Consider the following 22,169-nt stretch of genomic DNA (forward strand, 5'->3'; position numbering starts at 1 on the left):
GTGACCCTCGCCTCCATAGTCGACCTCGGAGCCCTCGGGGACGCGTTCACCCGGGACCCGCACCCCGTCTACGCCTCCCTGCGCGCCCGCGGCCCCGTCCACCGCGTCCTGCTCCCGGACACCACCCCCGCCTGGCTCGTGGTCGGTTACGAGGAGGGCCGCGCCGCCCTCGCGGACCAGCGGTTCTCCAAGGAGTGGCACAACTCCGCGCCCGAGCTGGGACTCAGCCAGGTCGCCGCCGGGGTCTCCATGCTCAGCTCGGACGCCCCCGTCCACACCCGGCTGCGCAAACTGGTCACCCGCGAGTTCACCGCCCCCCGCATGCAGCGGCTCGTCCCGCGGGTGCGGGAGATGACGGACGACCTGCTCGGCACGATGCTGGCCGCCCCGCACCGCTCGGCCGACCTCGTCGAGGCCCTGGCGTTCCCGCTGCCGATGTCCGTCATCTGCGAACTGCTCGGGGTGCCCTTCCTGGACCGCCGGCGCTTCCGCGACTGGTCCAACACCGCGGTCTCCTCCCTCGACGCCGCGGCCCGCCGCCGCGCCACCGCCGAGATGACCGCGTATCTCACCGGACTCCTCGCCGACAAACGCGAACAGCCCGGCGAGGACCTGATGAGCGCGCTCATCCACACGGCCGACGAGGACGGCGACCGGCTCTCCGCCGGCGAACTCCTGGGCATGGCCTGGCTGCTGCTCGTCGCGGGCCACGAGACCACCGTCAACCTCATCGCCAACGGCGTCCTCGCCCTGCTCACGCACCCGGACCAACTCGCCGCCCTGCGCGCCGACCCCGGGCTCATCGACCGGGCGGTGGAGGAGATGCTGCGCTACGCGGGCCCGGTCGAGACCCCCACGTACCGCTTCACCACCGAAGCCGTCGACGTGGCCGGCACCCGTATCCCGGGCGGCGGCGAACTCGTCCTGATCGCCCTGTCCGACGCCAACCGCGACCCGGAGCGCTTCCCGGACGCCGACCGCTTCGACATCACCCGGGACGCCCGCGGCCATCTGGCGTTCGGCCACGGCATCCACTACTGCCTGGGTGCGCCGCTGGCCCGGATCGAGGCGGCGGTGGCGATCGGGTCCCTGCTGGAGCGCTGCCCGGACCTGGCCATGGACGCGGACCCCGAGGAGCTGACCTGGCGTACGGGGATGCTCATCCGGGGGCCGGAGTCGCTGCCCGTGCGCTGGTGAGCGGGCGGGGCGTCCCGGATCCCGGAGCGTCTGCGCGAACCCCGTCCGGATCGGCCGCCGGCCCCGGGCGCGGGGGTGCCGACACGCTCTCAGCCGGTCGGGATCTCCGCCGGATCCACCGGGCGCCCCTGACGCCGTGAGCGCTCGCACGCCTCCGCGATCCGCAGCGCGTGCAGCGCCTCCGTGCCGTCGCACGGATTGCGGCCCTCGCCCCGCACCAGCCGGACGAAGGCGTCGAGTTCGGCCTCGTACGCCGGGGCGAAGCGCTCCAGGAAGCCCGGCCACGGCTTCGCGTCCCCGCTGCCGCGCCGTTCGGCCGGGGTCAGCGGGGTGCGCTCGTCCAGGCCCACCGCGAGCTGGTCGCGCTCGCCCGCCAGCTCCATCCGCACGTCGTACCCCGCGCCGTTGCAGCGCGTCGCCGTCGAGGTGACCAGGGTGCCGTCGTCCAGGGTCAGCAGCGCCGCCGCGGTGTCCACGTCACCGGCCGCGCGGAACATCCCCGGACCGGCGTCCGCACCGGTGGCGTACACCCGGACCACCTCACGGCCCGTCACCCAGCGCACCATGTCGAAGTCGTGGATCAGACAGTCCCGGAACAGCCCGCCGGAGAGCGGCAGATAGGCGGCGGGCGGCGGCTCGGGGTCCGAGGTCACCGTGCGCACCGTGTGCAGCCGGCCGAGCGCGCCCTCCCGCACGGCGGCCCGCGCCGCGAGGTAGCCGGCGTCGAAGCGGCGCATGAAACCGAGCTGGAGGACGGTGCCCGCCCGCTCCACCGCGCGCAGCGCGTCCAGGGTGCCCGGCAGGTCGAGCGCGACGGGCTTCTCGCAGAACGCGGGCAGTCCGGCACGCGCCGCCCGGCCGATCAGCGCGGCGTGCGCCGAGGTCGCCGAGGCGATCACCACCGCGTCCACCCCCGCCTCGAACACCTCGTCCGCCGTGGCCGCCGCGCGCGCCCCGGTCCGCGTCGCGACGGCCGCCGCGCGCTCCGGGTCGGCGTCCGCCACGACCAGCTCGCGGACCGAGGGATGGCGGGCCAGGACGCCCGCGTGGAAGGAACCGATCCGGCCGGTGCCGAGGAGTCCGATGCGCATGGACCCAACGTGCCGTCCCCTTCCAGCCCTGTCAATCGAATGTCAGGACAAACGCCGGTGTCCGTGCGGTGACGCGGCCCGCGTACCCCCGTCCGGGCGGAATTGTCCGGACAACCGGACTACCGGGGGTCCGGGCCCGGAGGTACGCTCCCGGCGTGCCGAAACCCACCGCCGACGCCGACGCCCTCGATCTGGCCGTGGACCGCTCCAGCCCGGTCCCGCTCTACTACCAGCTGGCCCAGCGGCTGGAGGCGGCCATCGAGGCGGGCACCCTCGCCCCCGGTGGCCTCCTCGGCAACGAGATCGCGCTCGCCGCCCGGCTCGGACTCTCCCGGCCCACCGTCCGCCAGGCCATCCAGTCCCTCGTCGACAAGGGCCTGCTGGTCCGCCGCCGGGGCGTCGGCACCCAGGTCGTGCACCGGGGCGCGGCCCGCCCGCCCGGACCGGGCAGCCTCTACGACGAACTCGAAGCGGCCGGCCGGCACCCCACCACCACGGTCCTCGTCAACGAGGCCCGGCCCGCCGACGCCGCCGTCGCCGCCGTCCTGGACGTCCCCGAGGGCGCCGAGGTCCGCTACCTGGAACGGCTGCGGCTCGCCGACGGCGAACCGCTCGCCCTGCTCCGCGACCATCTGCCCGCCGGGCTCCTCGACCTCTCCGGCGACCGCGCCGGCGCCACCGGCCTCCAGCGCATCCTGAGCACCGCCGGCATCACCCTGCACAGCGCCCGCCAGAGCGTCGGCGCCCGGCTCGCCACCGCCGAGGAGGCCGCCGTCCTCGGCGAACCGGAGGGCGCCGCCGTGCTCACCCTGGAGCGCACCGTCCTCGACGCCACCGGCCGGGCCGTCACCCACGGCACCCACCTCTACCGCGCCAGCCGCTACACCTTCGATTTCCAGCTCCTCGTACGGTGACACCGGCGCCGGGCTCTCGTACGGTGACACGAGTTCCCCGTACGACGAGCCCGGCCGCACCCGGCCGCCGGACCCGTACACGCCCCGGTCCGACACACGTGCGTCGCCCCTCCGGGGGGCGGCGCCCCGGGCTCGGGGATACTTGCCCAGCCGGGCCGGGACCTGACGGACCCGGCTCCACCAGCAGCACAAACGAGCAGCACAAGAAGGGCACGGCGTCGTGGCAAGGGTTCGGACAGGGGTACGCGCGATGGGCGCCGTGCTTGCGGCGGTGCTCGGGGTCTCCCTCATGGGATGCAGCAGCACCGGCGGAAAGCGGGCGGAGGAGCGCGCGGCCCAGGCCGCCGCCGAGGGCCGGTCCGCGGTGAACACACCCCGCTGGACCTTCGCCATGGTCACCCACTCGGGCGATGGCGACACCTTCTGGGACATCGTCCAGAAGGGCGCCAAGACGGCCGCCCAGAAGGACAACATCAACTTCCTGTACTCGCACAACGACGAGGCGCAGCAGCAGGCCCAGCTCGTCCAGGCCGCCATCGACAAGAAGGTCGACGGGCTGATCGTCACGCTCGCGAAGCCCGACGCCATGAAGGACGTCGTGGCCAAGGCCGTCAAGGCCGGCATCCCGGTGATCACCGTGAACTCGGGCTCCGCCGAGTCCAAGAAGTACGGCGCGCTCACCCACATCGGCCAGGACGAGTCCATCGCGGGCGAGGCCGTCGGCGAGGAGCTGAACGCGCGCGGCCGCAAGAAGGCCCTCTGCATCCTGCACGAGCAGGGCAACGTCGGCCACGAGCAGCGCTGCGCCGGGGCGAAGAAGACCTTCGACGGGGAGATGCAGAACCTGTACGTCGAGGGCACCAACATGCCCGACGTCCAGGCCTCCATCGAGGCCAAGCTCCAGGCGGACAAGGACATCGACGCGGTCGTCACCCTCGGCGCCCCGTTCGCCGACGCCGCCGTCAAGGCCAGGAACACCGCCGGCAGCAAGGCCGAGATCGACACCTTCGACCTGAACGCCAAGGTCGCGGCCGAGCTCCAGGCCAAGACCCTCGGCTTCGCCGTCGACCAGCAGCCCTACCTCCAGGGCTACGAGGCCGTCGACCTGCTCTGGCTCTACCGCTACAACCGCAACGTCCTCGGCGGCGGCCGCCCGGTCCTGACCGGCCCGCAGATCATCACCGCCGACGACGCCGCGCAGCTCGCCGCGTACGCCGACCGGGGCACCCGATGACGGCGTCCGGAGCGTCCCCCGCCCCGGCCGACGAGCGGCTGCTGCGCACCTCGCCGCTGCGCAGGCTCCTCGGCCGCCCCGAGCTGGGCTCGGTCGTCGGCGCGCTGGCGGTCTTCCTGTTCTTCTCGGTCGTCGCGGACAGCTTCCTGCGGGCCACCAGCTTCGGCACGGTGCTCTACGCCGCCTCCACCATTGGGATCATGGCGGCGCCGGTCGCGCTGCTGATGATCGGCGGCGAGTTCGACCTCTCCGCCGGTGTGCTGGTGACCAGCTCGGCGCTGGTCTCCTCGATGTTCAGCTACCAGATGACGGCCAACGTCTGGGTCGGCGTGTTCGTGTCGCTGCTGGTCACCCTCGCCATCGGCGCGTTCAACGGCTTCATGCTGACCCGGACGAAACTGCCCAGCTTCATCATCACGCTCGGCACCTTCCTGATGCTGACCGGGCTGAACCTCGGCTTCACCAAGCTGATCAGCGGCACCGTCTCGACGAAGACCATCGGCAACATGGAGGGCTTCCCCTCGGCCCGCAAGGTCTTCGCCTCGCACCTGACGATCGGCGGCGTCGAGCTGAAGGTGACCATCCTGTGGTGGGCCGTCCTCGTCGCGCTCGCCACCTGGATCCTGCTCCGCACCCGCTTCGGCAACTGGATCTTCGCCGTCGGCGGGGGAGCGGACGCGGCCCGCGCGGTCGGCGTCCCGGTGGTCCGCACCAAGATCGGCCTCTACCTCGGAGTCGCCTTCGCCGCCTGGGTCTCGGGCCAGCACCTGCTGTTCAGCTACGACGTGGTGCAGTCCGGCGAGGGCGTCGGCAACGAGCTGATCTACATCATCGCGGCCGTCATCGGCGGCTGTCTGATCACCGGCGGCTACGGCTCCGCCATCGGCTCGGCCGTCGGCGCCTTCATCTTCGGCATGACCAGCAAGGGCATCGTCTACGCGGAGTGGAACCCCGACTGGTTCAAGTTCTTCCTCGGAGCCATGCTGCTCCTGGCCACCCTGCTCAACGCATGGGTACGCAAGCGCGCGGAGGCGACCTCATGACGGCACCCCGGGAAACGAGCGGGCAGCCGCTGGTCGAGCTGGACCACGTCAGCAAGTTCTACGGCAACATCAAGGCGCTCCAGGACGTCTCCCTGGAGGTCCACGCCGGGGAGATCTCCTGCGTCCTCGGCGACAACGGCGCAGGCAAGTCCACCCTGATCAAGATCATCGCGGGACTGCACCGGCACGACGCCGGGCGCTTCCTCGTGGACGGCGAGGAGACCACCCTCGCCAATCCGCGCGACGCCCTGGACCGGGGCATCGCCACCGTCTACCAGGACCTCGCCGTCGTCCCGCTGATGCCGGTCTGGCGGAACTTCTTCCTCGGCTCCGAGCCGACCGTCGGCGCCGGCCCCTTCAAGCGCCTGGACGTCCGGCTGATGCGCGAGACGACGCGCTCCGCGCTGCTGCGGATGGGCATCGACCTGCGCGACGTCGACCAGCCCATCGGCACCCTGTCCGGCGGTGAGCGCCAGTGCGTCGCCATCGCCCGCGCCGTCCACTTCGGCGCCAAGGTCCTCGTCCTCGACGAGCCGACGGCCGCGCTCGGCGTCAAGCAGTCCGGGGTCGTGCTCAAGTACGTCGCCGCCGCCCGGGACGCCGGGCTCGGCGTGGTCCTCATCACCCACAACCCGCACCACGCCTTCCTCGTCGGCGACCGCTTCGTCCTGCTCAAGCGGGGCGCGATGGCCGGGAGCCACACCAAGGACGACGTCACGCTCGACGAGCTGACCCGCCAGATGGCGGGCGGCAGCGAGCTGGAGGAGCTGAGCCACGAGCTGGAGCGGACCTCGACGCCCGGCCGCCCGGACGCCCCGGCGTCGAAGGACGGCACCACCGGCTGACCGCCCCCGCCGCGCACCCGTGCCCCGCCCGCCGGGCCCGCCGGGCGCGCGGCGGCACGGCGGCCGACGTACGCGCCCCGTCCGGCAGTGGCAGAATCGGGGGCGGCGGGCACCGCGTCCGCCGCCGGAACCCCAGGGACCGGCCCCCCCAGACCCCGCAGGGACGATGAGCACGTACCGCGACTTCACACACCGCGGCTCCGCCCGCGCCACCGTCCTGCGGACCGTCGGCACCCGGGAACGGCGTTCGCACCTCACCGCGCCCCGGGTCCCCACCGTCGGCATCGACATCGGCGGGACGAAGGTGATGGCCGGCGTCGTCGACGCCGACGGCACCATCCTGGAGACCGTGCGCACCGAGACGCCGGACAAGTCCAAGAGTCCCAAGGTCGTCGAGGACACCATCGTCGAGCTGGTCCTGGACCTCTCCGACCGCCACGACGTCCACGCCGTGGGCATCGGCGCGGCCGGCTGGGTCGACGCCGACCGCTCCAAGGTCCTCTTCGCCCCGCACCTCGCCTGGCGCGACGAACCCCTGCGCGACGCCCTCGCCTCCCGGCTCGTCGTTCCCGTCATGGTGGACAACGACGCCAACACCGCCGCCTGGGCCGAGTGGCGCTTCGGCGCCGGCCGCGGCGAGGACCACCTGGTCATGATCACGCTGGGCACCGGCATCGGCGGCGCGATCCTGGAGGACGGCCGGGTCAAGCGCGGCCGCTACGGCGTCGCCGGTGAGTTCGGCCACATGCAGGTGGTGCCCGGCGGCCACCGCTGCCCCTGCGGCAACCGGGGCTGCTGGGAGCAGTACAGCTCCGGAAACGCCCTGGTCCGGGAGGCGAAGGAGCTGGCCGCCGCCGACTCGCCGGTCGCCCACGGGATCATCGAGCGCGTCAAGGGCAACATCCCCGACATCACCGGCCCGCTCATCACCGAACTGGCCCGCGAGGGCGACGCGATGTGCGTGGAACTCCTCCAGGACATCGGCCAGTGGCTCGGCGTCGGCATCGCCAATCTGGCCGCCGCCCTCGACCCCTCCTGCTTCGTCATCGGCGGCGGCGTCAGCGCCGCCGACGACCTGCTGATCGGACCGGCCAGGGACGCCTTCAAACGGCACCTCACCGGGCGCGGCTACCGCCCCGAGGCCAAGATCGCCAAGGCCCAGCTCGGCCCCGAGGCCGGTATGGTCGGCGCTGCCGACCTGGCCCGGCTGGTGGCCCGCCGGTTCCGGCGCACCAACCGCCGGCGCGTGGAGCGCTACGAGCGGTACGCCCAGATCTACGACCAGGCCGCGAGCACCATCCGCAACACCCGCAACACCCGCACTTCCTAGGGACGCCCACACCCATGACCGCAGCCGAGCACCCCGTCGTGCCGCGCCAGTCCCCGCCGCCCGGCGAGGGCCCGCCCCCCGAGGAGCGGCGGCGGACGATCCGCCGGCGCCTGATCACGGCGACCATCATCGTGCTGCTGATCGGCGTCCCCGCCGGGTACCTGCTGATCTCCGCGGGCCAGAGCCGCCGCTCCGGCCAGGACAAGGCCGCCGAGGCGGCCGCCCAGGGACTGCGCGAGGGCTGGCCCTCGCGCATGCTCCGCCGCATCTTCGAGGTGCCGATCCCCAGGGACGCGGTCGAGGTACAGTACTACGAGACCAACAACTGGAAGGCCAGCCGGATGTACGTGCAGTTCCGCACGTCGTCCAACGGTCTGGACCGCTTCCTGACCCAGGTCGGTACCGGCCGGGCCGCGCTGGAGGCGGGCGAGGTCACCGTCGGGGCCCGCGACCGGAAGATCGCCGGCTGGCACTTCGTGGACGGCGTCTCCTGGGCCGGCGTCCGGCACACCAACCCCGACCCGCGCCCCACCCAGGACATCACCGTCGACATGACGGACCCGGCGTCCCCGGTCGTCTACGTGGTCTCCGCGGCGACCCCCTGACCCGGGCCGCCGTCCGGCGGGAGCGGTTCAGGACGCGGTGTACTCGTGGGCGGCGGCGCCCTGCCACTCGACGAGCGACGGGGTGTCGAGCGCCCGCTCGGGGTCGGCCATCCCGGCGTCCGCGAGGAAGACGATGACGTCGTGGTCGCTGTGGGCGAGCCCCAGCTTCTCTTCGCGTCCGGCGATGTGCACGGTGACGAGCCGGGCCCCGGACGGGGTCGGCCGGTGGATCACGATCGGAGGAGTAGCCATACCTCCAGCGTGGCCCGGAGCGCCCGCGCGCGCATCCGGTCCCCGCACAACCGCCCGCCCGACGCCGGAATCCGGTATTTTGCCGCCCCGGCACCGTGGGACCGCCCCGGCACCGTGACCTCGGCGCGGCCCCGGCACCGTGGCACCGCCCCGCGCACATCCCGGCACCGGCACCGTGCACCGCCCCGCACACCCCGGCACCGCCCCGGCCCGGTTTCGCGCAGGCCGGAGCCGGACCGCCGGCGTCCCGGCCGCGGCTTTCGGACCTCGGCCTTCCGGCTCCGGCGTGCGCGGCGCCCCCGAGAGGGCCAAGCTGGGACGGAGGCAGGGGCCCCCGGGGCCGTCCCGCCCCTTTCCGGCCGGGCACGGAGGCGAGCGCCATGGACAGCGACGATCTCCCGGACCTCGGCCCCGCCGCGTCCGGGCGGCGCCACCCCGTGCACCGCTACCTCGTCGTCGCCGCCCTCTTCGCGCTGCTCTGCGGTCTGCTCGGCGCGGCGGCCGCCTGGCGCGCCGACGCCCGGGACGACGCCGTGGCCGCCGCCCACCGCCACCGGGTCGTGGCCACCACCACCGACCGGTCCGAGATCGTCCCCGAGACCCGCTACGCCGCCGCGCCCACCGCCACCGCGCCCGCCCGCTGGGAGTACCCCGCGCACACCCCGAGGACCGGCACCGTCCATGTGCGGCCGGACACCGCGAAGGGGACCCCGGTGGAGATCTGGGTCGACGACGCGGGCGCCTACCGGGCCCGGCCCGCGTTCGGCCTCGCCCAGCGCGCGCTGACCTCCGCCGCCTTCGGGATCGTCGTCACCGGCCTCGTCGTCCTCGCCGAGGGCGGCGGCTTCCTCCTCGTCCGCAGACGCGCCCTGAACCGACGGCTCGACGCCTGGGAACGCGAATGGGAGGCGCTCGAACCCGTCTGGACGGGCCGGCGGCCGCGCGACCACGGCCACGACGACTGACCCGCCCGGCCCCGTATCCGGGGCGCGCCCCGCCCCGCGGCCTTCCGCTGGCGGTTTGACGACACGTCGTGATCCCGCCAGCGACCGGCCTTCCGCCCTGCTCCGCCCGCACCGATGATCGTGCGACGATCCCCGGTCCCTCCCGAGCGGAAGCAAGGCATCCCATGACGCACGTCCCGGAACAACGACGCCTGTCCCTGGTGGTGGCGGCCGCGCTGCTGGCCGCCGCCGCGGGCGCGGCGCCGGCGGCGGCCGCCGCGACGACACCGTCCGCCCCGCCCAGCGCCGCCGCCGTGCTGGCCTCCCTCGACGGGCAGGAACGCCAGGCGCTGCACCGGATGGCGGGGCTGGAGCTGGGCGGGGTGCACCTCTCCGACCGGGCGCTCGCCTCCTCCGACCCCGTCGACGTCATCGTGCAGCTGCGCACCCCGCCCGCCCGCACCGCCCGGCTGCTGGCCGCCGCGCAGGGCCGCGAACTGAGCGAGAGCGACGCGCGCGCCGCCGTGACCGAGGCCCAGGACTCCTTCCGCGAGGCGCTGGCGACGATGTTCCCCGCGCCGGAGGCCGGGGCGAAGGACACCGCGAAGGGCACGGCGAGGGGCGCGGTCGCGGTGCCGAAGCCGCGCCGCAGCTTCACCCGGAGCTTCGACGGGGTGAGCCTGCGGCTGCCCGGCGACCGCGTCGCCGAACTCCTCGACCACGACGGGGTGGCCTCCGTCTGGCCCGACGCCGAGGTGAAGGCGCTCTCGGACCCGGAGGCCCCCGGCTCCGGCACGGGCGGGCGGGCCGGCGGCGGTGAGGGCGACGACGCCCTCACCCGGCTGCACGCCGAGGGCGTCACCGGCAAGGGCGTCAAGGTCGGCGTCATCGACACCGGCATCGACTACCACCACCCCGACCTCAAGGGCGTGTACGCGGGCGGCCACGACTTCGTCGACAACGACGACGACCCGATGGAGACCACGTACGAGGACTGGAAGGCCTCCGGCCGGCCGGAGACGAACGCCGGATCCGCGTACTACACCGAGCACGGCACCCATGTCGCCGGGATCGTCGCCGGACGGGGCGCGGCCGGCCGGGAGCGGGCCGCGCACGGCGTGGCCCCCGACGCCTCCGTGTACGCCTACCGGGTCCTCGGCCCCTACGGCAGCGGCCGCACCAGTGACATCGTCGCGGCCATGGACCGGGCCGCCGCCGACGGCATGGACGTCGTCAACATGTCGCTGGGCGCCGCGATCAACGACCCGCTCAGCCCGCAGTCCATCGCCGCCGACAACCTCGTCCTGGCCGGCGTCACCACCGTCATAGCCGCCGGCAACAGCGGACCGAAGACCGGCACGGTCGCCACCCCGGCCGCCGCCGCGCTGCCGCTGACCGTCGGCGCCCACGCCGCGCCGCTGACCCTGCCCTCGTACACCCTGACCGCCGGATCCGCCTCGGCCGAGGGGCGGCTGCTCGCCCAGCCCTTCGGCGACGCCCTCGACCGGCTGACCGGCGGCCCGCTCGGCGTCGTCGACGTCTCCACCGGCACCGCGGCCGGATACACCGGCAAGGACGTCACCGGCCGGGCCGTCCTCGTCCGGCGCGGCGGCATCCCCCTCGACGAGAAGGTGCGCCGCGCCCACGACCAGGGCGCCGCGGCCGTACTGCTCGTCAACGACAACGCCGACGAGGGACACATCCCGGTCTACCTCGGCGAGAACCCGCGCTACGTCCCCGCGTTCTCGGTGACGGCCGCCGACGGCGCGGCGCTCGGCACGGCCGGCGCCGAGGTGTCCTTCGCGGCCCGGGGCACCTTCCGGCTCGGCGACGGCACCCTCGCCGACTTCAGCTCGCGCGGCCCGGTCTACGGCACCTCCGCCATCAAGCCCGAGGTCACCGCGCCCGGCGTCAGCGTCCTGTCGTCCGTGCCCGCCGACATCGTCGACCCGGAGGGCGACGACTACACCTACGCCTACGCCCGGCTCAGCGGCACCTCCATGGCCGCGCCGTACGTCGCGGGCACCGCGGCCCTGCTGCTCCAGCACGACCGCTCGCTGAGCCCCGACGCCGTGAAGGCGCGGCTGATGAACACGGCGACCGCGCTGCCCGGCGACGTCAGCGTGTTCGAGGCAGGGGCCGGCGCCGTCGACCCGTACGCGGCGGTCCACGCCGCCACCTCCGTCCAGGTGCCGGAGACCACCCCGTACGTCACCGTCGAGGGCGAGCGGACCGAGATCGCCGCCGACACGGGCGCGCTGGACCTCGGCGTGCTGCCGGTGGGCCGCGCCACCCGCGTCGAGCGGACCCTGCGGGTGCGCAACGACAGCGGCCGGCCCGCCACGTACACCGTGCGGACGGCCTTCGGCACCGGCTCCGGCGTCTCCGCCGACGGCGCCGCCGCCCATCTCGCCCTGACCGCTCCCGGCACGGTCACCGTCGGCGCCCACGGCCGGCGGAACCTCACCGCCGCCCTGCGCGTGCCCGCCGGCGCCCCGGCCGGCTACTACGAGGGCACCGTCACCCTGACCCCGCGCCGGGGGAGCGGACTGCCCGTCCTGCGCGTGCCGTTCGGCCTGCGCGTCGCCCCGTCCGGGTTCGAGAGGATCGAGATGACCAAGCCCGTCATGTCGACCGGGCTCGGTTCCGACCAGGGCGCGGTGGGCAAGGGCGCCGCGACCTTCAACCTGATGATGGCCGGTCAGCTGCGCAGCGTCGACGTGTTCCTCGCCGACGCCGACGGCAGGGACCTCGGCTACCTGGGCGGCATCAACACCGTCGGACTCAGCGAGGGCGTGCTGTACGGTCCGGCGACCGTCGGCCCCTGGTACTACCCGCTGACCGGCGACAGGGGCACCCCCGTCGACCCGCGGGGCCGCTATGTGCCGGACGGCGCGTACAAGCTGCGCATCGTCGGCACCGACGCCGCCGGCGGCACGGACACCGAACTGCGCGACGTCTACGTCGATACGAAGCTCCCCGACTACCAGGACGCCCACGGCGCCTGGAACCCGGCCCGCCCCACCGTCGTCGAACGGCCCGCCGACGCCACCTCCTTCACCGTCACCGGCACGCTGCGCGACGCCCAGGCCGACGCGATCCACGCCTCCGGCCTCGACATCGGCCAGGCCGACAACCGCCTCTACTACTCGCTCTACAGCCCGCTCGCACCCGAGGGTTCCCTGGCGGCGGACGACGAGGGCGCGGTGGCGGGACAGGTCGGACTTCCTGTCGGACCGCCCGTCTCCCTGCTCAAGCTGTGGCCCACGGACGCCGCGGGCAACATCGGTGACATCCGCATCCTCAACCTGATCAAGAAGGGCACGCCGTACGTGGTCGGCGACGCGAGCGCGTCGGCCGCCCGCGCCGGGGACCGCGTCACCTACACCCTGACCGCGCACCACCTGAAGAACTGGAAGTCGTTCACCTCTCAGATCCGCTACGACGACCGCAACATCCGGCTCGTCTCCGTCGAACCGACCGCCGAACTCACGGCCCACGGACCCTCGGAGATCACCCGGAGCGACGTCTCGGCGGGCGCCTCCTCGTACAGCACCGTGTCGTTCGACGTCGCCGACGCCGAGGGCCTGACGGGCGGGTCGACGCCCCTGCTGAAGGTGACGTACGAGGTGACCGGCGGCACCACGACGACGGCCGCGGGTCTCACCACGGGCACCACCTCCGTCGTCGACACGGCCGGCGCGAAGACGAACCTGAACATCCAGTTCTACGGGTCGGTCCGGATGCTCAACCCGACGTCGACCTTCGTCGCCCGCCCCGCCGCCCAGGCCCTGCTCACCCGGGACGGCGCCTACGACACCGTCCGCGACCACACCGCCGACGCCATCGAGGCGACGCTCACCGCGCCCGACGGCACCACGCGCGACGCCGCCGTGGACCGGAGCGGCCGGATCTCGGTCACCGGTCTGACTCCCTTCGACACTCCCTACCGCTTCCGGGTGGAGGTGCCCGGACACTTCTCCTGGACCGAGGACATCGACCTGGGCCTGAACGGCGCCTGGGGCGTCGCCGGCACCGCCGGCAGCTCACCCGCGGCCCTGATCGCCGGTGACGTCAACGGCGACGACGTCATCGACGTCCGGGACGCCGCCGCCGTCTACGCGGCACGGGGCACCGCCGACCGGACCGCCGACATCGACCACGACGGGACCGTCGGTCCCCGGGACCTCGCCTGGGTCAAGGACAACTACCTGCGGCAGAACAGCATGAGCGACCACTACACCGACCCGGTCAAGCGGTGGAGGGGCAAGTCCCTGGACGACTACCTGTCCCTGATGTAGCCGGACGGCCGCCGGGCCGGGTGGTCACACCCAGTTGTTCCGCATCGCGTACCAGCCCAACTGGACGCGCGAGGTCACGGCGGCCAGATCCATCAGCGCCCGCACCCGGCGCTGCACCGTACGCGGCGACGTGCCCAGCTGATGGGCCGTCGCCGCGTCCGTGAGCCCGGACAGCATCAGCTGGAGGATGCGGCGGTCGGTGGGGCTCAGATCGCCGTCCTCCCGCAGATACGGGCGCGAGCGCCGCCACACCGACTCGAACAGCTCGACGGCCAGCACCACCAGCGGCGGCCGCAGTTCAAGCGAGCGCCCCGGCTCGACCTGCACCATGGCCGTCTCCTCGTCCGCGATCAGCAGCTTGATCAGCGGCTGGTCCACCACCCGCACCTGATGCCCCCGCTCCACCCGCAGGTCCAGGGCGCGCAGCGCGGCCGGCTCGGACAGGAAGTCCCGGTCCACGACGATCCGGTACGAGGCATCCGGATTCCCGTCCTTGCGCATCGGCCCCCCGCCCGCGTCCGGACCCGCCGTCTCCGGACCGCCCGACGCACCGGGCCCGTCGGGGCCGCCCGGGATCGTCGTGGGCACCGGGGCCACGGTGTTCGCCCCCGACTGGAAGCCCCACAGCGAGGTCCGGGCCGCGTACTCCATCTCGTAGATGCGGCGCGCCTGTTCCTCCACGCGCTCCCAGACCCGCACCACGTGCTCGTCGGCCGTCCCGCCGCCCTCCGGCCCCCACTGCCCGAACAGCCGGGCCAGCGCGGCGTCCGCACCCCGCAGATGCCCCCGCAGCTCATCGAGGGAGGCGCGCAGGGCAGGACCGGACGGCGCGGCCCCTTCGGGCCGCTGCGAGGGTGTTCCTGGAACGGGCGACATGCCCCTAGTGTCGCCGCCCCCGCAGCCGTGCCCGCAGGGACCCCCTCGACGACCTGCGGCCACCCGGCCCCCTGGGTGTCGTGAATACGTCATGGCGGCCACTCGCCAGTCCGAACCCGCCCACCGGGCACGCGCATTGGCCACCCTTCTGGTCCATCACCCCATCGATCAGGAGTTCCCGTGAGACGCAGCAGACCGTGGCGGACCACCGCCGCCGGGCTCGCGGCCGTGGCGCTGCTCGCCGTCGGCACACCCGCCGCCCAGGCCGGACCCGCCGCCACCGCGACCCCGGTGACCGGCACCGGCGCCGACACCGCCCGCACCGTGACCGTCACCCTGGTCACCGGTGACGTGGTCGACGCCCGGATCGCCCACGACGGGCGGGTCCTGGCGGCCGCGCCGCGCCCCGTGGACGGCACCGACCACCCCGCCGCCGTCTGGCAGGACGGCACCCGCACCTATGTGTTCCCGCAGGGCGTCGAGAAGCTGGTGGACGCCGGACTCGTGGACGCGCGCCTCTTCGACATCGGCCGGCTCGTCGCCGACGGCTACGACGACGCGCACTCCGCCACCCTGCCCGTGATCGTGGAGTACGCCGGGGGACGCACCCCGCGCACCGCCCGGCCCGGCACCCGGACCACCGCCGCGCTCGCCTCCATCGGCGGCGCCGGACTGGCCGTCACCAAGAAGTCCGCCGCCGAGGCCTGGCGGCAGCTCGCCCCCGCCCAGGCGACCGCCCGCACCGCCGGCGCCGTCACCCGCATCTGGCTCGACGCCAAGGTGCGGGGCACCGCCGCCCCCGTGCCCGACACCCCGACCGTGCCGCTCACCGGCGCCGGTGCCGCCCACCGCGCCGGCCTCGACGGCACCGGCGTCAAGGTCGCCGTCCTGGACACCGGAATCGACGCGGACCACCCCGACCTCGCCGGCCGGATCACGGCCACCAAGGTCTTCGTCACCGGCCAGGACGGCCAGGACCGCACCGGTCACGGCACCCACACCGCGTCCACCGTCGCCGGCACCGGCGCCGCCTCCGGCGGCCGGTACGCCGGGATGGCCCCCGGCGCGGACCTCCTCGTCGGCAAGGTGCTCGGCGACGACGGCTCCGGCTCCATCAGCGGCATCGTCCAGGGCATGGAGTGGGCCGTCGCCCAGGGCGCCCGGGTCGTCTCCATGTCGCTCGGCGCCGACGGCGCCACCAGCTGCGCGGGACCGGACGTCGAAGCCGTCCAACGCCTCGCGGACAAGGCCCTCTTCGTCATCGCGGCCGGCAACGCCTCGCTGCGCGGCACCGTCTCCACGCCGGGCTGCGCCCCCGGCGCGCTCACCGTCGGCGCCGTCGACCGCAAGAACGAGACGGCCCCCTTCTCCAGCCGCGGCCCCTCCGCCGACGGCGTCAACGCCAAGCCCGACATCGCCTCCCAGGGCGTCGGCGTCGTCGCCGCACGCGCCGGCGGCCGGGGCGATCTCGCCTACCGGGCGATGTCCGGGACCTCCATGGCGACCCCGCACGTCGCCGGCGGCGCCGCGCTCCTGCTCCAGCAGCACCCCGGTCTGACGCCCGCCCGCCTCAAGGCGCTGCTCACCTCCTCGGCAGAGGACACCGGCGCCCCCGTCCTGGACCAGGGCGCCGGACCGATGGACGTCGCCCGCGCGCTCACCCAGCCGGTCGTCGCCGCGCCCAACACGCTCCTCGGCGACTTCGCGTATCCGCAGGCCGGACTCGACCCGGTCGACCGGGCGGTCACCCTGACCAACGTCACCGACGAGGACGTCACCCTGGACCTCGCCGTCCGCGAGGTGCGCGGCGACGACGGCAGCCGGGTGCGGGGGCTGGCCGCACCCGCCCGCACCCGCGTCACCGTGCCCGCGAACGGCACCGCCGACGTGCCGGTCCGCATCGACCCGGCGGTGAAGCTCGGCGCCGGGGCGTACGGCACCCTCACCGGACGCCTCCTGGGCACCGGCGCGCACGGGGTGCGCCTCGACGTGCCGTTCGCCGTGCATCTGGAGGCGCCGTCCGCCGATCTGACCGTCAAGGGCCTGGACCGCCACGGCGAACCCGCCGACCCGCTCTCGACGTTCCAGCTGTTCGACGACCACCGCGACACCGCGCGCCGCTATGTCATCGGCTATCCCGAGGCCGGCAGCACCACGATCCGGGTGCCGCTCGGCACCTACGACCTCAGCGGCGTGATCATGACCCGGGACGAGCCCGGAGACCTCGGCAGCGTCGCGTCGGTCTCCCAGCTCTACCGGCCCGGACTCACCGTCTCCGGGGACACCACCGTCACCCTGGACGCCCGCGCCGCCGAACCGGTCGCCTGGGACACCGACCGGCCGAGCCGCCCCAGCGGATTCGCGATCGGGCTGACCCACGGCCTGGACGACACCGGCCGGCTGCTCGCCGGATACGTCACCTCCGTGCCCTCGTACGCGAAGGGGCTCTACGCCCAGCCGGTCCGCCGCGCCGAGCGGGTCACCTTCCTCGCGTCCGTACGGCAGACCGCGCCGCGCGCCCGGTTCACCACCGGCGGCGGGCGGGTCCTGGACTCCCTGCCGGTGCAGAAGGCCACCGAGTTCGACGGGCGGGGCTCCGCCGAGGTCGTCGCGATCGGCAAGGGGACCGAGGAGAACTTCGCCGCGCACGACCTGAAGGGCAAGGTCGCCCTGGTCGACGCCGGAACCGGGGGCGGCAACGCCTACATCTGGGGACCCGCCGCCGCCAGGGCCGGTGCCGTCGGGGTGCTGGCCGCCGCCCCCGACACCAGGGGCCGCATCCAGACCACCGGCCCCGAGGGCGTCCCGCAGGCCACCGTCACCTGGGACGACGCGCTCGCCCTGAAGGCCGAGGCCGAGGCCGCGCCGTCCGGATCGGCGGAGCTGAGCTGGTCGGGGACCGCGACCGCGAACAGCCCGTACGTGTACAACCTGGCGTACACCTCGAAGAACGCGATCCGCCCCGGCACCCGGCGGGTCCGCGACCGCGAACTCGCCGTCACCGACGCCCGCTACCACGTGCAGCAGAGCACCGGCGACACCACCTACTGGTCCGACGTCAAGGTGGGCCTGCCCGGCATGGCCGCCGTCTGGGCGGGCGGCACGACGCTGCCCCTGCACGCCCCGCAGCGCCGCACCGAGTACGTCACCCCGTCCGGCACCGAGGGGCTGACCTGGACGACGCTGATGCGCCGCGACCTCGGCCCCAACAGCGGCACCGCCTACGACGGTCCCCGCGCGGTCCTGCGGGGCCCGTCCACGGCGTACTGGTACAAGTCGCCCTACGGCCCGGTCCGCAACACCTACAGCCCGGCGCTGATGAACCGGGACAGCGACCGGCTCACCTTCACGATCGCCCCGTTCGGCGACGCCGGCGGTCATGACTCCACCCTCGCCCGCTCCGACTACGGCACCCGTCAACTCCTCGTGAACGGCGAACCCGAGGCCCTCGTCTCCGGCATGTACGAGCTGCCCGGCGAACCGGCCGACCTCACGTTCCGCCAGACCTGGCAGCGGCCCGCCTCCGCCGCCGACCGCACCGGCCTGGCCTACGCCACGGAGTGGAGCTTCCGCTCGGGCCCGGCCGACCAGGGCGCCCAGCGCCTCCTCATCCCCGTCCTCGGCCTCCCCTCCGATCTGCGCAACACCCGCCCCGCGGGAGAGGCCACCACGATCGGCGTCGGCGCGGCCGTGGACGGCAGCGAGACTCCCGTCGCCCTGGAGACCGCCCTCGTCGAGTACGCCTACGGTGACCAGACCACCACGGACGCCGTCACCGACTGGCGGCCCGCCACGACGAGGCGGACGCACGGCACCTGGCAGGCGTCCGTCCCGGGCGACGCCCCCGCCGGGACCTTCGTCCACCTGCGCGTCACCCTGACCGACGGACAGGGCGCCCGCGTCGCCCAGACGATGGTCCGCGCGTACGAGGTGCGCTGAGACACGCCGCGAGGGGCCGCCCGGAGACGGGCGGCCCCTTCGTCCGTCCGTGCGGTGGCGGAACTACGACGCGTCGCCAAGTCGCCACCCCATGACCGCCGTTGAACCCCCTTCGCGCTGCGAGGATGCGTCGCGTCCTCGCTCCGTGAACCTTGGGGGTTCCCTTCATGCAGGTCAGATCCATAGCCGCGGCCGCCGGTCTGGTGGCGGCGGCCCTCGTCCCCGTCACCGCCGCGCAGGCGGCCGGTCCGGGCACCGCGGCCACCACCGCCACCCGGCCCGCGGTGCCCACGACCTTCACCGTCCCGCTGCCCACCGGCGACACGGTCACCGTCGAGCGGACCGGCACCGCCGTCCGCGCGGCGACGGTCACCCCGGCGCCCGGCCGCGGTGACATCGCCTTCACCACCAGTTCCGTCGGGTCCGACGACGTCAGCGTCGTGCCCGCGGACGCCGAACCGCTGCTGGCGGCGGGCCGGCTGGACCCGCGGCTCTTCGACGTGAAGGCCCTCCTGGACGCCGGATACGGCACGAAGGGCACCCGGTCCACCGGGGCCGTGGGCCTGATCGTCCAGCACGGCAAGGGGGCCGGGGCCGCGAGGAAGGCCCGTACGGCGGCGGGCGGGGCGGCGCGGCCGGGGCGCGCGATCCCGCGTCTGGGACTGACCGCGCTCGACCCGCACGGCGGCGCGGACGCCGCCGCCACCTGGAAGCGCCTCACCGCCGGCACCGGCCGCGCCCTGGCCGGAGGGGCGAACAAGCTCTGGCTGGACGGCCGGATGCGCATCGCCCTGGACAGGAGCGTTCCCCAGATCAACGCCCCGCAGGCCTGGTCCGACGGGTACACCGGCAAGGGCGTGACCGTCGCCGTCCTGGACAGCGGCTACGACTCCGACCATCCGGACCTGGCCGGCCGGGTGACCGCCTCCGCGAACTTCCTCGGCGGGAACAGCGCCGAGGACGACAACGGCCACGGCACCCACGTCGCCTCCACCATCGCCGGTGTCGACAGCACCTACCGGGGCGTCGCCCCCGACGCCTCCCTCGCCGTGGGCAAGGTCTGCGACAGCACCGGCCTCTGCCCCACCTCCGCGCTCCTCGCCGGGATCGACTGGGCCGTCAACACCGTCCACGCCGAGGTCGTCAACATGAGCCTGGGCGGGCCCGCGGACGAGACGGACCCCGCGATCGCGGTCGTCAACGACCTGTCGGCGCGCACCGGCACGCTCTTCGTCGTCGCCGCGGGCAACGACGGGGAGTACGGCACCGGCACGGTGGGCGCCCCCGCCATCGCCGACGCCGCCCTGGCCGTGGGCGCCGTCGACGCCGACGACGCACTCGCCCCGTTCTCCAGCCGCGGTCCCCGCCCCGGCGACAACGCGGTCAAGCCCGACCTCACCGCCCCCGGCGTCTCCATCGTCGCCGCGAGAATGGGCGGCGGCCACACGGCCAAGAGCGGCACCTCGATGGCGACCCCGCACGTGGCCGGAGCCGCCGCGCTCGTCGCCCAGGCACACCCCGACTGGACCGGCGAGCAGATCAAGACCGCGCTGATGAACAGCGCCGAGCCGAACGCCGAGCGCTCCGCCTACCAGCAGGGCACCGGCCGCACGGACGCCGGCCGCGCCGTCCGGCAGACGGTCCTCGCCTCCCCGGCCAACCTGACGACCGTCCCCGGCTGGTCGGACGGCGCCGGCAAGGACACCACGCACACGGTGACCTTCACCAACACGGGGAACAGCGCCACGACGCTCGACCTGGCCGTCGAGAAGCCGCTCTCGCCCACCGCCCAGCCCGGCAACACCGAGCAGTTCTCCGTCGACCGCGACCGGATCACCGTCCCCGCGCACGGCACCGCGACCGCCACCGTCACCACCCGCGCCGCCCTGCTGCCGCACGGCCCGTGGTCCGCGGTCCTCACCGCCTCGCGGGCCGGCACGCCCGTCACCCGGACGATCCTCGGCGTGGACAGCCCCGTGCCCAGTCACACCGTCACGCTCCACGCCCAGCAGCGCGACGGCTCCCCGGCGACCGGGTCCGCGATGATGGTCAACCGCTGGACCGGCGACCGCTACCCGGTCCGCATCACGGCCGGCACCGGCACGGTGACCGTCCCCGAGGCCCAGTACTGGGTCGCCATGACCATCACCAGCGGTGCCGGGACGGACCGCACCACCACCATGGCCGTCACCTCGGTCACCCCGCTGGACGACACCGGCGTCGACCTCGACGCCCGCACCGCCGCCCCGGTCGGCGCCGACGTCCACGACCCGGCCGCCCGTGCCACCGCCGTACAGGCGGCCCTCTCCCTGCCCGCGGGCACCGGCACGTACACCCTGAGCGTCGTCACCACCGGCGAGCACTCCGGGCAGTCGCTGTTCGCGACGCCGTTCGCCGACGAGGACGCCCGCTACCGCACGTTCGCCGTGTTCGCGGCCGAGGGCGCCTCCTCTCAGCAGCCCAGCCCGTTCTTCTACCACGTGGCCCGCTCCTGGGACGGAGAGGTCCCGGCCCGCCCGGCGTTCTCGGTCCGGCGCCACGAACTGACCGACGTCCGCGTGCACTTCAACGCCCAGGGAACCCCGGCGGCCGGAACGAGCGGGGCGACCCCGGACGACGAGACGCTGCTGCCGCTCTTCATCGACCAGTCGGTCCGCTTCCCGTCGACCGTGACCGACTACCGCACGCCCGGCGCGTGGCTGGACCGCGCCACGATCGCCGGCCGGCAGTCCCTCGCGACGCAGACCGAGTCCGTCCGCCCGCACGCCACGACCCGGCTGGACTTCGCCGCCGCGGTGATCGGCCCGGCCCTCCCGGCCGCGCCCGCCTACCGGGTCAACAACTCCGTGGTCTGGGCCGGAACGCCGTGGTTCGCCGACGGCGACGGCAGCCGGGGCGGCTCCGACTGGGGCGCGACGGGCACCCTCACCCTGACCGGGGACGGGCAGAAGCTGAGCGAGTGGAACGCCGTCGGCAGCGGCAGGACCGTCACGGTCCCGGCCGGCCCCGGCCGCTACACCCTGGACGCCGACCTCACCCGCGACCAGGCCTACACGGCCCTGTCCACCCGGGTGACCGCCCACTGGGCGTTCGACTCGGACACCGACGACGGAGCGGGGACGATCCTCCCGCTCATGGCCGTCCGCTTCACCCCGCACGGTCTCGACGCCTCGGGCGGTGCCCCGCGCGGGGCGTCCACCCGGGTGGACGTGAAGGTCCAGCGGGCACCCGGAGCCGTCGCGGCCGGGACCGGACCGGTGCGGCTGCAGGTCAGCTGGGACGACGGCGCCACCTGGCACCCCGTCCGCCTCACGGCCGGCAGGGCCGGAACGCCGCCGCACGCGGGCCTGACCGCCCCCGCCGGTGCCTCGTACGCGACCCTGCGCGCCAGAGTCTCCGCGAGTGACGGCAGTTCGGTCGAGCAGACCGTCACCCGCGCCTTCGAGGTCAACAAGTCCCGCCGCTAGCACACCCGGTGTGCGGTCCGGCCGTCCTCTCCGGCGACCGGACCGCACGCCCCCGCCGGGGTGGCGAGGACACGACATGACGTACTGTCGCCACACCCCCTTCCGAGCGGGCCCGATCCGCCCACGGGCCA

At 74.4% G+C, this 22,169-nt stretch carries 14 protein-coding genes; 11 read left to right on the plus strand and 3 right to left on the minus strand.

Annotated elements, in window-relative coordinates; translation table 11 throughout:
• A complete protein-coding gene (locus ACZ4FH_RS07375; RefSeq protein ID WP_467302979.1) occupies positions 1–1,197 on the plus strand; it encodes a cytochrome P450 family protein in 1,197 nt (398 codons plus the stop codon).
• A gap of 89 nt (positions 1,198–1,286) precedes the next feature.
• Here ACZ4FH_RS07375 and ACZ4FH_RS07380 read toward each other — a convergent pair whose 3' ends face one another.
• A complete protein-coding gene (locus ACZ4FH_RS07380) occupies positions 1,287–2,288 on the minus strand; it encodes a Gfo/Idh/MocA family protein (protein WP_467302981.1) in 1,002 nt (333 codons plus the stop codon).
• A gap of 155 nt (positions 2,289–2,443) precedes the next feature.
• Here ACZ4FH_RS07380 and ACZ4FH_RS07385 point away from each other — a divergent pair, with 155 nt between their 5' ends.
• From ACZ4FH_RS07385 to ACZ4FH_RS07410, 6 genes are all read left to right on the plus strand, one after another.
• Positions 2,444–3,202, plus strand: coding sequence for a GntR family transcriptional regulator (locus ACZ4FH_RS07385; RefSeq protein WP_467302983.1), 759 nt, complete (start codon positions 2,444–2,446; stop codon positions 3,200–3,202).
• 220 nt (positions 3,203–3,422) lie between these two features.
• Entirely contained in the window at positions 3,423–4,436 is a 1,014-nt protein-coding gene (locus tag ACZ4FH_RS07390; RefSeq protein ID WP_467302985.1) for a sugar ABC transporter substrate-binding protein, read from the plus strand.
• Entirely contained in the window at positions 4,433–5,479 is a 1,047-nt protein-coding gene (locus tag ACZ4FH_RS07395) for an ABC transporter permease (RefSeq protein WP_467302987.1), read from the plus strand. The genes ACZ4FH_RS07390 and ACZ4FH_RS07395 overlap by 4 nt, the downstream gene beginning before the upstream one ends.
• The gene (locus ACZ4FH_RS07400; RefSeq protein ID WP_467302988.1) at positions 5,476–6,324 is read left to right on the plus strand and encodes an ATP-binding cassette domain-containing protein; all 849 of its coding nucleotides are present in this window, start codon (positions 5,476–5,478) and stop codon (positions 6,322–6,324) included. Before ACZ4FH_RS07395 ends, ACZ4FH_RS07400 begins: the two co-directional genes overlap by 4 nt.
• A gap of 166 nt (positions 6,325–6,490) precedes the next feature.
• On the plus strand, positions 6,491–7,654 hold the full coding sequence (locus ACZ4FH_RS07405) for an ROK family glucokinase (protein WP_383650907.1): 1,164 nt from the start codon (positions 6,491–6,493) through the stop codon (positions 7,652–7,654).
• Between the two features lie 14 nt (positions 7,655–7,668).
• Positions 7,669–8,259, plus strand: a complete 591-nt coding sequence (locus tag ACZ4FH_RS07410; RefSeq protein WP_467302989.1) for a hypothetical protein — start codon at positions 7,669–7,671, stop codon at positions 8,257–8,259.
• A gap of 27 nt (positions 8,260–8,286) precedes the next feature.
• On the opposite strand, the gene ACZ4FH_RS07415 is transcribed toward ACZ4FH_RS07410, so the two are convergent.
• Complete coding sequence (locus ACZ4FH_RS07415; protein ID WP_383650903.1) at positions 8,287–8,511, minus strand: hypothetical protein; 225 nt, start codon at positions 8,509–8,511, stop codon at positions 8,287–8,289.
• 380 nt (positions 8,512–8,891) lie between these two features.
• Here ACZ4FH_RS07415 and ACZ4FH_RS07420 point away from each other — a divergent pair, with 380 nt between their 5' ends.
• Together ACZ4FH_RS07420 and ACZ4FH_RS07425 are read left to right on the plus strand one after the other, a co-directional pair.
• Entirely contained in the window at positions 8,892–9,476 is a 585-nt protein-coding gene (locus ACZ4FH_RS07420) for an Rv1733c family protein (RefSeq protein WP_467302990.1), read from the plus strand.
• A gap of 164 nt (positions 9,477–9,640) precedes the next feature.
• Positions 9,641–13,756, plus strand: coding sequence for a S8 family serine peptidase (locus tag ACZ4FH_RS07425; RefSeq protein WP_467302991.1), 4,116 nt, complete (start codon positions 9,641–9,643; stop codon positions 13,754–13,756).
• A 24-nt stretch (positions 13,757–13,780) separates the two neighbouring features.
• Here the strand turns inward: ACZ4FH_RS07425 and ACZ4FH_RS07430 are convergent, their stop codons facing one another.
• The gene (locus tag ACZ4FH_RS07430; RefSeq protein WP_467302992.1) at positions 13,781–14,632 is read right to left on the minus strand and encodes a helix-turn-helix transcriptional regulator; all 852 of its coding nucleotides are present in this window, start codon (positions 14,630–14,632) and stop codon (positions 13,781–13,783) included.
• Between the two features lie 180 nt (positions 14,633–14,812).
• Between ACZ4FH_RS07430 and ACZ4FH_RS07435 the strand changes: the two genes are divergently transcribed.
• A complete protein-coding gene (locus ACZ4FH_RS07435; protein ID WP_467302994.1) occupies positions 14,813–18,571 on the plus strand; it encodes a S8 family serine peptidase in 3,759 nt (1,252 codons plus the stop codon).
• 167 nt (positions 18,572–18,738) lie between these two features.
• The gene (locus ACZ4FH_RS07440; RefSeq protein ID WP_467302995.1) at positions 18,739–22,038 is read left to right on the plus strand and encodes a S8 family serine peptidase; all 3,300 of its coding nucleotides are present in this window, start codon (positions 18,739–18,741) and stop codon (positions 22,036–22,038) included.
• Positions 22,039–22,169: the final 131 nt, after the last annotated feature.

The organism is Streptomyces sp. NPDC024555 (assembly GCF_055559335.1).

Coding starts and splice junctions, on each gene's coding strand:
- ACZ4FH_RS07420 (WP_467302990.1), top strand. CDS start 8,892: ATGGACAGCGACGATCTCCCGGACCTCGGCCCCGCCGCGTCCGGGCGG.
- ACZ4FH_RS07430 (WP_467302992.1), bottom strand. CDS start 14,632: ATGTCGCCCGTTCCAGGAACACCCTCGCAGCGGCCCGAAGGGGCCGCG.
- ACZ4FH_RS07405 (WP_383650907.1), top strand. CDS start 6,491: ATGAGCACGTACCGCGACTTCACACACCGCGGCTCCGCCCGCGCCACC.
- ACZ4FH_RS07415 (WP_383650903.1), bottom strand. CDS start 8,511: ATGGCTACTCCTCCGATCGTGATCCACCGGCCGACCCCGTCCGGGGCC.
- ACZ4FH_RS07440 (WP_467302995.1), top strand. CDS start 18,739: ATGCAGGTCAGATCCATAGCCGCGGCCGCCGGTCTGGTGGCGGCGGCC.
- ACZ4FH_RS07395 (WP_467302987.1), top strand. CDS start 4,433: ATGACGGCGTCCGGAGCGTCCCCCGCCCCGGCCGACGAGCGGCTGCTG.
- ACZ4FH_RS07380 (WP_467302981.1), bottom strand. CDS start 2,288: ATGCGCATCGGACTCCTCGGCACCGGCCGGATCGGTTCCTTCCACGCG.
- ACZ4FH_RS07410 (WP_467302989.1), top strand. CDS start 7,669: ATGACCGCAGCCGAGCACCCCGTCGTGCCGCGCCAGTCCCCGCCGCCC.
- ACZ4FH_RS07425 (WP_467302991.1), top strand. CDS start 9,641: ATGACGCACGTCCCGGAACAACGACGCCTGTCCCTGGTGGTGGCGGCC.
- ACZ4FH_RS07400 (WP_467302988.1), top strand. CDS start 5,476: ATGACGGCACCCCGGGAAACGAGCGGGCAGCCGCTGGTCGAGCTGGAC.